The sequence below is a fragment of the Streptococcus sp. 1F3 genome (assembly GCF_054968985.1).
In genome coordinates this window covers 1-13,538 of sequence record NZ_JBUEQR010000082.1, presented here as the reverse complement: position 1 = coordinate 13,538, position 13,538 = coordinate 1, and the positions used below count along the sequence as shown (strand labels likewise).

The 13,538-nt window shown below is 42.1% G+C and carries 13 protein-coding genes; 1 reads left to right on the top strand and 12 read right to left on the bottom strand.

The genetic code is table 11. The features are described from left to right. Positions 1 to 110 precede the first annotated feature (110 nt). The 12 genes from ACVPON_RS07315 to ACVPON_RS07260 form a co-directional block, all read right to left on the bottom strand. A complete protein-coding gene (locus ACVPON_RS07315) occupies positions 111 to 821 on the bottom strand; it encodes an ABC transporter ATP-binding protein (RefSeq protein ID WP_462877695.1) in 711 nt (236 codons plus the stop codon). Continuing rightward, positions 821 to 1,585, bottom strand: a complete 765-nt coding sequence (locus ACVPON_RS07310; RefSeq protein WP_462877693.1) for an ABC transporter ATP-binding protein — start codon at positions 1,583 to 1,585, stop codon at positions 821 to 823. Before ACVPON_RS07310 ends, ACVPON_RS07315 begins: the two co-directional genes overlap by 1 nt. Further along, a complete protein-coding gene (locus ACVPON_RS07305; RefSeq protein WP_462877691.1) occupies positions 1,585 to 2,535 on the bottom strand; it encodes a branched-chain amino acid ABC transporter permease in 951 nt (316 codons plus the stop codon). The genes ACVPON_RS07310 and ACVPON_RS07305 overlap by 1 nt, the downstream gene beginning before the upstream one ends. A 2-nt stretch (positions 2,536 to 2,537) precedes the next feature. Further along, a complete protein-coding gene (locus ACVPON_RS07300; RefSeq protein WP_462877689.1) occupies positions 2,538 to 3,425 on the bottom strand; it encodes a branched-chain amino acid ABC transporter permease in 888 nt (295 codons plus the stop codon). Between the two features lie 164 nt (positions 3,426 to 3,589). Then, positions 3,590 to 4,771 carry an ABC transporter substrate-binding protein gene (locus tag ACVPON_RS07295; RefSeq protein ID WP_462877687.1) on the bottom strand — a complete coding sequence of 394 codons (1,182 nt, stop codon included), beginning with the start codon at positions 4,769 to 4,771 and terminating at the stop codon, positions 3,590 to 3,592. A gap of 88 nt (positions 4,772 to 4,859) precedes the next feature. Further along, entirely contained in the window at positions 4,860 to 5,135 is a 276-nt protein-coding gene (locus tag ACVPON_RS07290; protein ID WP_462877684.1) for a DUF2129 domain-containing protein, read from the bottom strand. A 668-nt stretch (positions 5,136 to 5,803) separates the two neighbouring features. Then, positions 5,804 to 6,412, bottom strand: a complete 609-nt coding sequence (locus ACVPON_RS07285; protein WP_462877855.1) for an ATP-dependent Clp protease proteolytic subunit — start codon at positions 6,410 to 6,412, stop codon at positions 5,804 to 5,806. A 306-nt stretch (positions 6,413 to 6,718) separates the two neighbouring features. Next, on the bottom strand, positions 6,719 to 7,348 hold the full coding sequence (gene upp, locus ACVPON_RS07280; protein ID WP_462877682.1) for a uracil phosphoribosyltransferase: 630 nt from the start codon (positions 7,346 to 7,348) through the stop codon (positions 6,719 to 6,721). A gap of 302 nt (positions 7,349 to 7,650) precedes the next feature. Beyond that, entirely contained in the window at positions 7,651 to 7,917 is a 267-nt protein-coding gene (locus ACVPON_RS07275; protein WP_462877680.1) for a chorismate mutase, read from the bottom strand. Between the two features lie 12 nt (positions 7,918 to 7,929). Further along, positions 7,930 to 9,390 carry an SLC13 family permease gene (locus ACVPON_RS07270; RefSeq protein ID WP_462877677.1) on the bottom strand — a complete coding sequence of 487 codons (1,461 nt, stop codon included), beginning with the start codon at positions 9,388 to 9,390 and terminating at the stop codon, positions 7,930 to 7,932. A gap of 27 nt (positions 9,391 to 9,417) precedes the next feature. Next, positions 9,418 to 10,578: a MalY/PatB family protein gene (locus tag ACVPON_RS07265; protein ID WP_462877674.1), complete on the bottom strand. Its 1,161-nt coding sequence runs from the start codon at positions 10,576 to 10,578 to the stop codon at positions 9,418 to 9,420. Beyond that, on the bottom strand, positions 10,565 to 11,671 hold the full coding sequence (locus tag ACVPON_RS07260; RefSeq protein WP_462877672.1) for a cystathionine gamma-synthase: 1,107 nt from the start codon (positions 11,669 to 11,671) through the stop codon (positions 10,565 to 10,567). The genes ACVPON_RS07265 and ACVPON_RS07260 overlap by 14 nt, the downstream gene beginning before the upstream one ends. A 313-nt stretch (positions 11,672 to 11,984) precedes the next feature. Here ACVPON_RS07260 and ACVPON_RS07255 point away from each other — a divergent pair, with 313 nt between their 5' ends. Further along, positions 11,985 to 13,433, top strand: coding sequence for a UDP-N-acetylmuramoyl-L-alanyl-D-glutamate--L-lysine ligase (locus tag ACVPON_RS07255; RefSeq protein ID WP_462877669.1), 1,449 nt, complete (start codon positions 11,985 to 11,987; stop codon positions 13,431 to 13,433). Positions 13,434 to 13,538: the final 105 nt, after the last annotated feature.

Sequence of the window (13,538 nt, the reverse complement as noted above, 5' to 3'; positions counted from 1 at the left end):
TAAAGAATACCCGTTTCAGATCGAAGAAAAAGTCCACTGGACCTTGATATAAAGAAAAACGCCTGCCGGCGTTTCTCATCTCCAACTTAAAACGTGGGGTAACCCACGTTTTAACCACCCAGATATGCTTTTTTGACTTCTTCTGAAGCGAGGAGTTCTTTTCCTGTTCCGGAAAGAACGATTTTTCCAGTTTCAAGGACGTAGCCTCGGTCTGCAATAGAGAGTGCCTTATTGGCATTTTGTTCAATCAACAGAACAGTGGTTCCTTGCCTTTGAATATCTTGAATAATGTCAAAGATTTCTTGGATAAAAATCGGGGCAAGACCCATAGACGGTTCATCAAGAAGTAATAATTTGGGCTGGCTCATAAGCGCACGTCCCATAGCCAGCATCTGTTGCTCACCACCTGAAAGGGTTGCTGCATCTTGATTTTTCCGTTCTTCTAAGCGTGGGAAACGGGCAAATATCTTCTTCAAATTTGCCTGATTCTCTTCACGATTGTTACGCAGAAATGCTCCCATTTCCAAGTTTTCCATAACGGTCAAACCTGCAAAAATATGACGTCCCTCTGGTACTTGGGACAAACCCTCTGCTACAATTTTACGGGCAGGAACGCGTTGAATCTCATTTCCCAAAAAGCTAATTTTCCCAGAAGATGGACGCACCAAGCCTGAAATAGTCCGCAAGATGGATGTTTTTCCTGCACCATTAGCACCAATCAAGGTGACAACTTCCCCTTCATTGACTTCAAAGGATACATTTTTCACTGCTTCAATGACACCGTAATGGACAGATAAGTCCTCTACTTTTAACATTGACATTAGGCATCACCTCCAAGATATGCTTCAATTACACGTTTATCGACCTTGATTTCCTCAGGTGTTCCATGGGCGATGAGCCGTCCATACTCCAAGACATAGATCCGCTCGGTTACTTCCATCACCAGGCTCATATCATGCTCAATCAACATAATCGTAATATGAAATTCATCTTTGATTTTACGGATTAACTGTGTCAATTCAGCTGTTTCCTGCGGGTTCATCCCCGCAGCTGGCTCATCAAGGAAAAGAATCTTTGGTTCTGTTGCTAAGGCACGGACAATTTCTAACCGACGTTGTTGACCGTATGGCAGATTTCTAGCCAGCGTATCCGCCTCCTTATCCAAATCAAAGAGTTTTAAAAGATCCATAGCTTTCTTACGTAAAGCAACTTCATTCTTATAAAAAGCTGGCAGGCGGAAAAAACTTGCAAAAATATGATTTTTCCCATGGTTACTCAAGCCAATCAAGACATTTTCCAAGACGGTCATCTCTTTAAACAAGCGAATATTTTGAAAGGTCCGCCCCAATCCTAGCGAGGCAATTTTAGAGGGAGCCTTTCCGTTCAAGAGCGTTCCAGCTAGGGTAATTGTTCCCTCACTTGGCTCATAGACCCCTGTCAAAAGGTTGAAAAGGGTTGTCTTTCCAGCACCATTTGGTCCGATCAAGCCAACTAATTCACCCTCGTGCAACTCCATGGTCACATCACCGACAGCCGTTAGACCGCCAAAGTTTTTGGTTAGTTTTTTTACATCAAGAAGTACCATTACTTCGCGTCCTCCTTCTTCTTGAAGAATCGAGCAAAGGATAATTCCTTTGTTCCCAAAAGACCACTTGGACGGAAAATCATGAGCAAAATAAGAGCAAGTGAGTAGATAATCATGCTGACGCTTGCATAGCTCTTGAGATAAACATTTAAAACCCCAAGAACAACTGCCGCTACAAAAGTACCCGTGATGGATCCAAGACCACCTAAGACGATGATAATTAAAATATTGACAGAGGTCATAAAGGCAAAGTCCTTTGGTACAATGGTTCCTACATATCCTGCATGAAGCCCACCTGCAATAGCTGCTGTCATCGCCCCAAAGACAAAAGCAATCACTTTCATTTTAGTTGGATTTACTCCAACAGATTCTGCTGCAATTTCATCTTCACGGACGGAAATCACCATCCGCCCTATAGGACTGCGCAAGAAGTTGACAGTGAAAATCGTTGTAAGCACCATGAAAACATAAACCAGCTGCCAGTTCGTAAAAAGGGGAATTCCCATAATTCCTGCTGCACCATTGGTTAATTTTCCACCATTGATGATAAAAATGCGGATAATCTCAGCAACACCAAGCGTTGCAATCGCTAGATAGTCTCCTTTTAATCGGAGTGTTGGAATACCGACCAAGAGGGCAACGGTCCCTGCAAGGAACATTCCGATGAGAAGTGAAATCGCAAAGCCTGCATATGTCGGCATCATTTTTCCAATTATGCCGACAGAGTAAGCACCAATCGCCATAAATCCTGCGTGACCGAGCGAAAATTGACCTGAGAAGCCAACAATCAAGTTCAAACCAACAGCCATAATAATGTTGATTCCAATTTGTTGAACAATCTGAATATAGTAGAAATTCAAGACACCTGCTGCAACAAGACCTTGAATCAGCCCAAAGCCTGCTAGTAAGAACAAAAGCCAGATTGCATTTACTTTTACATTTCTTGCCATGGCTACACCTTTTCTTTCACATTTTTACCAAGAATACCGCTTGGTCTTACCAATAAAATAATAATCAAGACAATATATACAATCGCATCACGGAAAGGATCAATCTCAATCACATAAGTGAAGGTTTCAATGACCCCGATGACAAAACCTCCGAGCGCTGCACCTGGGATAATCCCAATCCCACCTAGAACCGCTGCGACAAACGCCTTAAGACCTGGGGTCATCCCCATAAGTGGCTCAATTTGATTGTAGTATAATCCCAGTAGAACACCTGCTGCGCCTGCCAAGGCTGAACCTAGGGCAAAGGTGAAACTAATGGTACGATTGACATTGATTCCCATCAGTTGTGCAGCATCACTATCGACCGATACTGCCCGCATCGCTTTCCCCATTTTGGTCTTCTTAACGATGAGTTGCAAAGCGACCATAAGGAAAAGAGAAACACTTAAAATAATCAGCTGGATACTATCCACTGTAACAGGTCCCCATGTGAATTTTACTACGTTTAAAACCTGAGGGAATGGTTTGACATCTGATGAAAAGAAATACACCATCGTGTATTCAAGAAAAAAGGAAACACCGATTGCCGTAATCAAGGCTGCGATACGGGTCGAATTTCGGAGAGGACGATAGGCCAAAAATTCAATGACAACTCCTAAAATAGCTGTTCCAATCATGGTCAATATCAAGGTTACAAAGAAGCGAAGACCTCCGTCTGAAATAAAGGTTAATCGATTTAAAAGGTAGTATCCCATGAAGGCTCCCATCATATAGAGATCCCCATGGGCAAAGTTAATCAGTTTGATAATTCCATATACCATTGTATAACCCAGGGCTAACAAGGCATAAACGGAACCCAGAATCAAACCATTGACGAGCTGTTGAAGCATGCATTCACCAAACTTTCTAAAATATGGAACAGCCTGCCACTTCACATCAAAATGGGAATGGAGGCTATTTTGAGTATCGATACACGGCAAGGGAGTCTGGGACAAAAGTCCTAGACTCCTTTCATATATCCGTATCGTAGAAATAACCGTTCTCTAAAGAAGCCTTATTTAGCTGCTTCTGTCAAAGATACTGTATCGACTGCATCAGCCTTGCCATCTTTCAAACTCACCACATAGACCGATTTTACAACGTTGTGGTCCTTGTCAATAGACATCGTACCAGTCACACCATTAAAATCTTTCAAGGCAGCTAACCTATCTTTCACTTCTACAGAGTTTTTAGCACCTGTTGAAGCTTCTGCTGCCATGTAAACTGAGTCATAAGCAAGGGCTGAGAACATAGATGGTTCTTCACCGTATTCCTTTGTATAAGCATCATGGAAGGCTTTTGCACGATCACTAGCTGATGGAACAAAGGCAGATAGATAATAAATGTTGTTTGCTGCTGAAGCTGTTGCCAACTCTGCAAACAATGGTGAATCAAACCCATCTGAGCCAAGAATCGCTTTGTCTATTCCAAGACCGCGTGCTTGTTTTACGATAGTGCCTGTTTCATTGTAATAACCTGGCATGATAATTGCATCAAAGTCAAGTCCTTTTAATTTCGTAAGGGCTGCTTGGAAGTCCTTATCCCCCGAAGCAAATGTAATCGTTGAAACAATTTCACCCTTGTAGGCATTTTGGAAAGATTCTGCAATACCCTTACCATAGTCCGAGGAGTTATCGTAGTAAAGCACGACTTTCTTTGCATTCAAGGTTTTCGTTGCATAATCTGCCATGATTTCACCTTGATAGCCATCTGTAAAGGTCGTACGGAAGAAGAAATCTTGAACCTTACCTTCGCTGTCTACAACGAGATCTGTTTGAGTTCCTGAAGGACTAATCATTGGTACACCCGCTAATGTTACGTTGGCAATAGAGGCACCTGACGTAGCTGAGGTTGCAGGCCCAATGACAACATTTGCCCCTTCACTTGCAAGACTTGTCGCAATTGTCGCCGCTTCGGCTGTTTCTGACTTATTGTCTTTTACAATGACTTCAATCTTCTTCCCATCAACACCGCCTGCAGCATTGATTTCTTTCACTGCAAGGTCTGCACCGTTCTTCTCTGTTTGACCATAAGATGAGACGCTACCTGACAATTCCAAGTTGTAACCAATTTTGATTGTGTCTCCTAATTCTGTCCCAGTGGCAGAGGCATTTGTACTTGATACCGTTCCACATGCTGAAAGAAACGCTGCAGAAGCAAAACTAACCACTGCTAATTTAAGTCTATTGATTTTCATAAAAGCTCCTTGAAAATTTTCTTCATTTTTGCGATGTATCTAATATACTGAATTATCAGAAAATTGTCAACAAAAAAAGAAAAAGAATTTAAATACTATTTTTCTCTTCCTCTTGACGCCATAAAATCCCGACAAAATTAGTATCCAATTCTTTCAGGCGAGATGGAACCACTTTCTTAACAAACTTTTCTTTCTTTAGGCTTGTAATCAAACTATCCACCTTTTCCTGATTCACATATAATAATAGGTAACGCAAGCGCCGAGAATGGTAGATGATGTCTCCGTACTGATTTAATTTTCTCGCATCACGATTATAGTGCAGATAGACTGTCAGACTAACCCGTTCTTGCTTTTCAAATGCCATACTCTTCCTCTTTCATTTCTTTTCCTTTCCATTATATCAAAAAACAGGGCATTTGATACAGAAAAGCTCTAAAGAGAAAGACACTTTTTTCAGCAGATACCTCAACAAATCTCTAACCTCACTACTGTTTTTAATCCAGTTGCAAGCATCTTTTAAGACATTCTCCTTGTTTCGCAGACCGCCCATTACCCAAGTATAGTGTAGCAGGTTGATTCCCTTGGATAGACTATTAAAGGTTGGAAATAAAACGAGTGATACCCGTGTCAAACACTCTCACATCTTAATTGAACACGGGCTAAAAGCTCGGAAAATAGATAATCTTTCCTAGAATCGATAATTCTTCGTCAAGATTCCTAATTTTCATTCGCTTTTGTTACGCCCTTTGTATCTTGATTTAATTGAACACGGGCTAAAAGCTAGGTAAAAAAGATAGGCAGCTGTTTCGGCTTTAGCCGATTACAGTTGAGAATCCTGTAAGGATAGGTTCCCTTGGGTTCATCGAACCCTGCGTCAACCTCCTATTTTTACTTTGCTCGCTTTACGGCTTTTGTATCTTGATTTAATTGAACTCGGGCTAAAAGCTCGGAAAATAGATAAACATGACAAGGAGGCGATGCTTCCTTGCCATGTTTCCTAAGTTTCATTCGCTTTTTTAACGCCCTCGTATCTTAGTTTAACTGATTGTTTTCCATAATTTGGTCAATAAAGCCATAATCAAGCGTTTCTTTGGCACTCATCCAGTAATCGCGCTCAGCATCTTTATGGATTTGTTTGACACTTTTTCCTGAGTTATCTGCGAGAATTTTTTCAAGGGTATTACGGGTTTTAAGTAGGTGTTCAGCCGCAATAGCCATATCTGTTTGTTGCGTACCTCCACCAGTACCCCCCATTGGTTGGTGAATCATATATTCCGCATGGGGCAACATGAAGCGTTTTCCTTTAGCTCCACTTGAAGCAATGACTGTGCCCATGCTCGCTGCCATTCCCATCACAATGGTTTGTACATCTGCCTTAATAAAATTCATCGTATCCACAATTGCAAGACCTGCCGAAACAGAGCCACCAGGAGTATTCACATAAAGGTAAATATCCTTGGTCGGATCTTGAGCATCAAGAAAAAGCAACTGGGCAATAACAGAGTTAGCCATATTGTCCTCAACCGGACCTGTTAACATGATAATACGATCTTTTAAAAGACGTGAGTAAATATCATACGAGCGTTCCCCACGGCTAGTTTGTTCAATAACTACAGGAATCATAGTGTTCTCCTTTTCAATTTTGAAATTATTATACTTAAATAGTCAAAAAAGGTCAAATAAAAAACGTTCAGAATGAGTGAGACTGTCCACTCCCTTGTCATTCTCAATCCTTCCTCTTTCGAATCCTCGCTTTCGCCACTATTCGAAAGTGAGGTCTGGGAACAAATCAACAGACTTATTTTCGATTACCTCTCCTCATCTATTATTCATTTTCCTGAACTATCAGAAGAGAAACGGTAGCTGATGTCCATTCCAGTTTAGCAATAAAAAGGGAAAGGCGAGCCTTCGAAACCACGATTTTTCTCCCTCTTCCCCATAGCTTTCTTATTTTGTCCCAAACAAGCGATCTCCTGCATCTCCCAAGCCTGGAACGATATAGCCTTTTTCATTTAGCTTTTCATCTAAGGCTGCGGTAAAGATATCCACATCTGGGTGTGCATGCTGAAGGGCTTTAACACCTTCTGGTGCTGCAACAAGGCAGACAAATTTGATATTGGTTGCACCACGTTTTTTAAGCGAATCAATCGCTAAAATAGCCGAACCACCCGTCGCAAGCATAGGATCTACGACAAAGATTTGACGCTGATCGATGTCTTCTGGTAATTTGACCAAATACTCAACTGGTTGCAAGGTTTCTTCATCACGATACATACCGATATGACCAACTTTTGCTGCTGGAACAAGGCTTAATAGACCGTCCACCATACCAATTCCAGCACGCAGGATTGGAACAATAGCCAATTTTTTCCCAGCGATTTGCTTTTGAACCGTTTTGGTAATCGGAGTCTCGATTTCTACATCTTCCAATGGCAAGTCACGTAGCACCTCATACCCCATCAGCATCGCAATTTCATCGACCAATTCACGAAAAGCCTTGGTAGGCGTATCTGTACGGCGCAAGATAGACAATTTATGCTGAATAAGGGGATGTGCAATAACTTGGAATTTCTCCATGATCTAACCTCTTCTATTTGTTTTTTCCATTTTACCAAAAAATATGAAAAAAAGCTTGCCAAAATGGCAGGCTTCTTGGATTTTTCAAAGGGAGGTATAGAGGGAGCAGTTCCTTATAGTCTCTTCCCTTATTGTTCGCCCTTTCTCCAATCATCTAGGGGACTCATACTCTTCGAAAAGCTCTTCAAACTTTATCAGCATCGCCTTGCCGTACGCTACGAAGTCATAAAAGAGGCACAGATATTTCAACATTAGCCAATGGCAACTATAGCTCCCTTTAGGTGTAGGTGTAATAATAGAATCTATTCATCGAGTTGCTTCTGCTGGTAAGCCCTCGATAAGCGCATCATTTCCGTGTATAATTCCGTCAATGGCTCACGCAAGGTTGCGTCTTTGAGATAGCTACATACCTTTTCGATTACCTGTGCTTCTCGGCTACTATCAAGCACAGGAAGCCCCTGTTCTTTTTTTATGGCAACCACCTCCAAAGCAGTCTGCATCCGCTCTTCAAACAAGCCTACGATTTCCCTATCAATGCGATCGATGGTTTCTCTTTGTTTTGATAACATCCTTTATTCCTCCTATTGTAAGATGAGTAGCCCAAGTGGGTAAAAAATAGCAACAGCTGATAGGATACTCCAAAGTAAGATCCAACACCCAAATCGAAAGGTATCACGGCTATTGGTCCATTCTGAACCGATTGAAATAGCGACATAAGGCATGGCTGGTGCCGTCACAAAGGCAAGTGAAGCCATATAACCAATGGCACAGCAGATGACTGCAATATTAGCCGAGAATTGACTACCAGCTGATTGGTAAATGGTTAGCGCCATGGTAGTCACGACTGAAACCGTCACCAGATTGGAGGTGAAATTGGTCTGAATACCTGCCCAAACAACGAAGAAGACCACCATCCATACTGGACTCAATCCTACTACAAAGGAGGATAACTGCTCATTTAAGAGGGAAACCACCCCGATTTGATCATTCGATAAGACCGTTCCTAAGGCGAGAGTTGAACCCACTAGAAGCATACTTGACCAATGCACCCCTTTTGAAATCGCTTCTGAAATATTCAGTAAGGGCTTACCTTCTACCTTCAATAATGCCAGAATAGCTGTCATCAATAGCGGAGGGAACATAATTCCAGCCTGCTTAAAGAAAGCAGCAAAAGCAGGAGAAATCCCTGCTAGAATCTCGGGAACCAACCACATCGCCACCATTCCTAAAAAGAGAGCCACTATCCATTTTTCCCGCTTGTCAACTGGTGCTAAATCCGTCAAACTATCTAATTCTTTGACCTGAATGTCCTTGCTATCAATTTTGAATAGGAAGCGAACTGAGCATAAGAGAACGAGAAAGAGGGCTAGACCTGCCGGGACAGCAAACTGCATGTACTGCAAATTGCTGATAGGCAACTTGGACACAGCAGCATATAGCCCCATAGCTGTAATTGCAAATACATGGTTGATCGGTGTCATGGCTGTCCCAATTGCAATTGTAATAAACATCGCAATCAAAAGATGAGAGGCTGATCGATCTCCTTTTTTCCAACCAAATTGCAAGCACATTTCCTCAAATAATGGTAGCAAGAACATAAAAATCACAGTTGGTGAAATCATGCTACTCATGATAAGAACAACCCCTAAGAAAGCTGTAATAAAGCGTGACGGCCGGCTCATGGCAAAGCGACTATGAATAACTTTTGAGGTGACTCGTTTTAAAAATGAGGTTTGATTCAAGGCGTAGGTCATCACAAAGGTAAACAACAAAAAGACAAAGGTTGTATTTCCAAAAGACCACTGAGAAACTTGACTATAGGTGATCTCTGGAATCAAACCTAAACTCACCAAAGCCAGCAAACTCGGCCAATCTGTCGCCACAAATAACCACAAAATCAAACTACCAGCTAAGGTTGCAAGAGCCGCAAAGGTCTGGCTCGATAAGCCAAACACCTGCCAGCCAAAGGATGTATTGAGAAAGGCAAAAATAAAAATACCCAGTCCCAAAATCGTTGCTATTGTCTTCTTTTTCCATTTCATCTTCATATCTCCTTCTTCTAAAAAATCCTATCTGAAAGCTATCGCAATACGCTTACAAGCCTCCTTTACAGTCTCAAGCGGTGTTGCCGCATTAAAACGAGCATGGTATTTGCCCTCCTTACCAAAGGTCAAGCCATCGTTTAAGACCACGCGCGCTTCTTCATACAATATCCTTTGAATCTCCTCATGAGCTAGACCATAGGCTGAAAAATCAAGCCACAAAAGATAGGTGCCTTCTGGCTTCATCACCTTAATCTTGGTATGCGATTCTAAATAATCCACAACGTAGTTAATATTCTGCTCTAAAACAGCTTTCAGTGCCTCCAACCAAGGTTTACCATAAGAAAATGCAGCTTCCGTTGCCAAAAGACCAACCGTTGAAATTTCGTGGTGGTTGTTGGCTAGCTGCTGCCTAGCAAACTGCTTTCGCAAATCTTTGTTTTCAATGATGGCGAAACTATTTTTGGTTCCTGCAATGTTAAAGGTCTTGGTAGCTGACGACAAAATAATCGTAAACTCCTTAAACTCTGGATCTACTGTATTCAAGCTATAGTGCCGATGACCAAATAAGGTCAAGTCTTGATGAATCTCATCAGATAGCAAGAAAACTCCGTGCTTCTGACACAAGCGACCAATGGTCTGCAATTCCTTCCTACTCCACACACGACCACCAGGATTGTGCGGACTACAGAGGATATACAATTTCACCTCATGCTCTATCAAATCCTTTTCCAACTGCTCAAAATCCAACTCAAAACGCCCCTGTTTCTGGACTAAGGAGTTGGTGACTAAGGTTCGTTTATTGAGCTTAACGGTGCGGGCAAAGGGTGGATATACTGGCGTATTGATAAGGACAGCTTCTCCCTCCTGGGTCAGTGCTTGAATCGCAATCGAAATCGCAGGCACAACTCCCTCAATCAAGACCAGATCTTCTCGCTTGATAGTATAGTCATGCTCAGATTTTTCCCAATCAATGATCGTCTGGTAAAGCCCATCGCTAGCATAGGTATAGCCAAAAATATACTCATCTCCATAGCGCTTTACAGCCTCACGAATCTCCCCAATAGGAAGAAAATCCATATCTGCCACCCACATTTGGAGCAAATCCGGCTCCTCTTCACTCTTTTTCCATTTTTCTGAATGTTGTGCTAAACGATTCGGTCGTGTTGTAAAATCAAATGTCTCCACATTCCCCTCCCAATGCCTGTCTCAAGTCAGCAATCAAATCATCGGCATCCTCAATCCCAATAGACAAGCGCAGTAAATCATCGGTCAGACCATAGGAATGACGAACGTCCGCAGGAATATCTGCATGCGTTTGTGTTGCAGGATAGGTAATCAAACTCTCCACACCGCCTAAACTTTCTGCAAAAGTAAACACTCTTAGCTGGTTTAAAATACTTGGAATCCTTGTCTCATCCATCACCCTGACAGACACCATGCCACCTTTTCCAGTATAGTAAACTTCTCGCACTAGATGGGATTGGCGTAAAAAGTCTACCACTTTCTGGGCATTTTTGCTAGAGCGTTCCATACGTAAAGCAAGGGTTTTCAACCCCCGCATCAGTAAATAAGCATCAAAAGGGGACAGGGTTGGACCTGTCGTATTTTGATCATAAAAGAGCCTCTCATACAAATCCTTGTCATTGGTCATCAAGGCACCAGCTAAGATATCATTATGCCCCGAGAGATACTTGGTTGCAGAATGCAGCACCACATCTGCTCCCAAAGACAGCGGATTTTGATAAATAGGGCTGTAAAAGGTATTATCTACAATCACCTTTGCCCCATGATGATGGGCAACTTCTGCTACTTTAGCAATATCAAACTCCACCATTAAGGGGTTGGTCGGTGTTTCGATAAAGACATAATCTGTTTCAGCCGTAATCTGGGAAAGAAGTGCTTCTTCCGAATGAGCATAGCTAAACTGAAAACGCCCCTTTGCTTCTTGCTCATTGAACCATCGAAAACTACCACCATATAAATCGCGTGCAGCCACAATCTGACTACCATTTGGAAATCCGCTAAAAAGTAAGACCAGGGCTGCCATACCCGAACTCGTCACCAAGGCATAATTTGCCTGCTCAATAGCAGCCAAGGTCTTCTCCAGATTCAAGCGTGTCGGATTTTTAGTCCGTGTATAATCAAAGCCTGTCGATTGACCAAATTCTGGATGCTGATAAGTCGTAGATAAATAAATCGGCGACACCAAGGCTCCTGTTGCTTCATCTGAGTTAATCCCAGCATGTGCTAACAAGGTATCTATCTTATAATTGACCATACACTCCTCCTTTATGGGGTTTATAGCTATTTTAGCATTTATAAGCAGAATTTTCATGAAAAGATACGAAATTTCCTTAGTCTTTTCTAAAAAAACTGTATAGTTTTTCGCTATACCCTATCTTTATCCCTTTTTTATCTACAAAAAATTCCTTTTCCTCTTTCAAGCTTTGAGAGTTCTTTCCAAAAGAAGACCGACTGTCTCACAAAAAACAAACGACAGAGCAAGAAAGAGCAGGCTCAAATGGAACCTAGCAAGCGGTGAATATAGCTTCTTACTTGTCAATCTTTGCCAATCTGTTTACAATAGAAGTATGATTAGACTAGATACTGTATTAACGATTTTAAAAAATGACCATAATTTCCGCGAAATTCTAAATGCCGGAACCTATAGCTACAACTGGCCAGACCAAGAACAATTTGAACAGATTAGCTATGACAGCCGCACGGTCGACAGCAAGACCCTCTTTTTCGTCAAAGGTGCCCAATTTAAGCCTCTCTTTCTCGAACATGCTATTGCAGCTGGGCTTCGCTTTTATATTGCTGAAAAAGATTATAAAGTGGGTATTCCCGCTATCATTGTCAATGACATTAAGCAAGCGATGAGCCTGATTGCGATGGAATTTTACGGTCATCCACAAGACAAATTGAAACTCCTTGCTTTGACAGGGACAAAAGGGAAGACAACTACTGCCTACTTTGCCTATTCCATCCTGCAGCAAAGTTACAAACCAGCCCTATTGTCTACCATGAACACCACTCTAGATGGGCGAACCTTTTTCAAGTCTGCCTTGACCACACCTGAGAGCATAGATCTTTTTGCCATGATGGCAGAAGCCGTTGCCAATGGCTGCACCCATCTGATTATGGAGGTTTCTAGTCAAGCCTACTTAATGAAACGGGTCTATGGCTTAACCTTTGATGTCGGTGTCTTCCTCAACATCAGTCCTGATCATATCGGGCCGATTGAGCACCCTAATTTTGAGGATTACTTTTACCATAAACGTCTTTTAATGGACAACAGCAAGGCTGTCATCCTAAATAGCGGTATGGATCATTTTCAGCTTGTGAAAGAGCAAATAACGGGCATTTCTCATGATATCTACGGTCCGCATTCTGATAATTGTATCCTAACCTCTCAGGCATTTACCTTTGAAGTAGGGGGTACTCTATCAGGTCACTATGACATTCAGTTAATCGGTCATTTTAATCAGGAAAATGCCATTGCAGCTGGACTTGCCTGCCTGCGTTTGGGAGCAAGTTTAGCAGATATTCGATCAGGTATTGCTGCAACATGTGTTCCTGGACGCATGGAGGTTCTCACTCAAACAAACGGAGCAAAAGTCTTTGTCGACTATGCCCACAATGGTGATAGTGTCAGAAAGTTGATTGATGTTGTCCGCACTCACCAAACAGGAAAGAATATTCTGGTACTAGGAGCAACAGGAAATAAAGGAGAGAGCCGTCGCAAGGATTTCGGTCTGCTTCTCAATCACTATCCTGACCTCTATGTTATTCTAACTGCAGACGACCCAAACCGCGAGGATCCTGCAGCGATTGCAGAGGAAATTCAGTCTTATATGGACGGAACAAGCCAGATTATCGTGGACCGTGAACGAGCGATTGAGACCGCGCTTTCGATGACCAAGACCCCACAAGACGCCGTCATCATTGCAGGAAAAGGCGCTGACCAATACCAAATCATCCATGATACCAAGGTACCTTATGCAGGGGATTTGACCATTGCTAAACGGTATTTATGAGATAAAAGGAAGCCAGATAACATTGTCGGCTCTATAATTTCTGTAGTGGGTAAATCCACTGTAGAGATTATGGAGCCTTTTTGAGTATAGAAAAAAAGTCCCATA

What these genes read in the sequence shown, in the direction of transcription:
- ACVPON_RS07315 (WP_462877695.1), bottom strand. Translation starts at nt 821, where the DNA reads ATGTCAATGTTAAAAGTAGAGGACTTATCTGTCCATTACGGTGTCATT.
- ACVPON_RS07310 (WP_462877693.1), bottom strand. Translation starts at nt 1,585, where the DNA reads ATGGTACTTCTTGATGTAAAAAAACTAACCAAAAACTTTGGCGGTCTA.
- ACVPON_RS07305 (WP_462877691.1), bottom strand. Translation starts at nt 2,535, where the DNA reads ATGGCAAGAAATGTAAAAGTAAATGCAATCTGGCTTTTGTTCTTACTA.
- ACVPON_RS07300 (WP_462877689.1), bottom strand. Translation starts at nt 3,425, where the DNA reads ATGCTTCAACAGCTCGTCAATGGTTTGATTCTGGGTTCCGTTTATGCC.
- ACVPON_RS07295 (WP_462877687.1), bottom strand. Translation starts at nt 4,771, where the DNA reads ATGAAAATCAATAGACTTAAATTAGCAGTGGTTAGTTTTGCTTCTGCA.
- ACVPON_RS07290 (WP_462877684.1), bottom strand. Translation starts at nt 5,135, where the DNA reads ATGGCATTTGAAAAGCAAGAACGGGTTAGTCTGACAGTCTATCTGCAC.
- upp (WP_462877682.1), bottom strand. Translation starts at nt 7,348, where the DNA reads ATGGAGAAATTCCAAGTTATTGCACATCCCCTTATTCAGCATAAATTG.
- ACVPON_RS07275 (WP_462877680.1), bottom strand. Translation starts at nt 7,917, where the DNA reads ATGTTATCAAAACAAAGAGAAACCATCGATCGCATTGATAGGGAAATC.
- ACVPON_RS07270 (WP_462877677.1), bottom strand. Translation starts at nt 9,390, where the DNA reads ATGAAATGGAAAAAGAAGACAATAGCAACGATTTTGGGACTGGGTATT.
- ACVPON_RS07260 (WP_462877672.1), bottom strand. Translation starts at nt 11,671, where the DNA reads ATGGTCAATTATAAGATAGATACCTTGTTAGCACATGCTGGGATTAAC.
- ACVPON_RS07255 (WP_462877669.1), top strand. Translation starts at nt 11,985, where the DNA reads ATGATTAGACTAGATACTGTATTAACGATTTTAAAAAATGACCATAAT.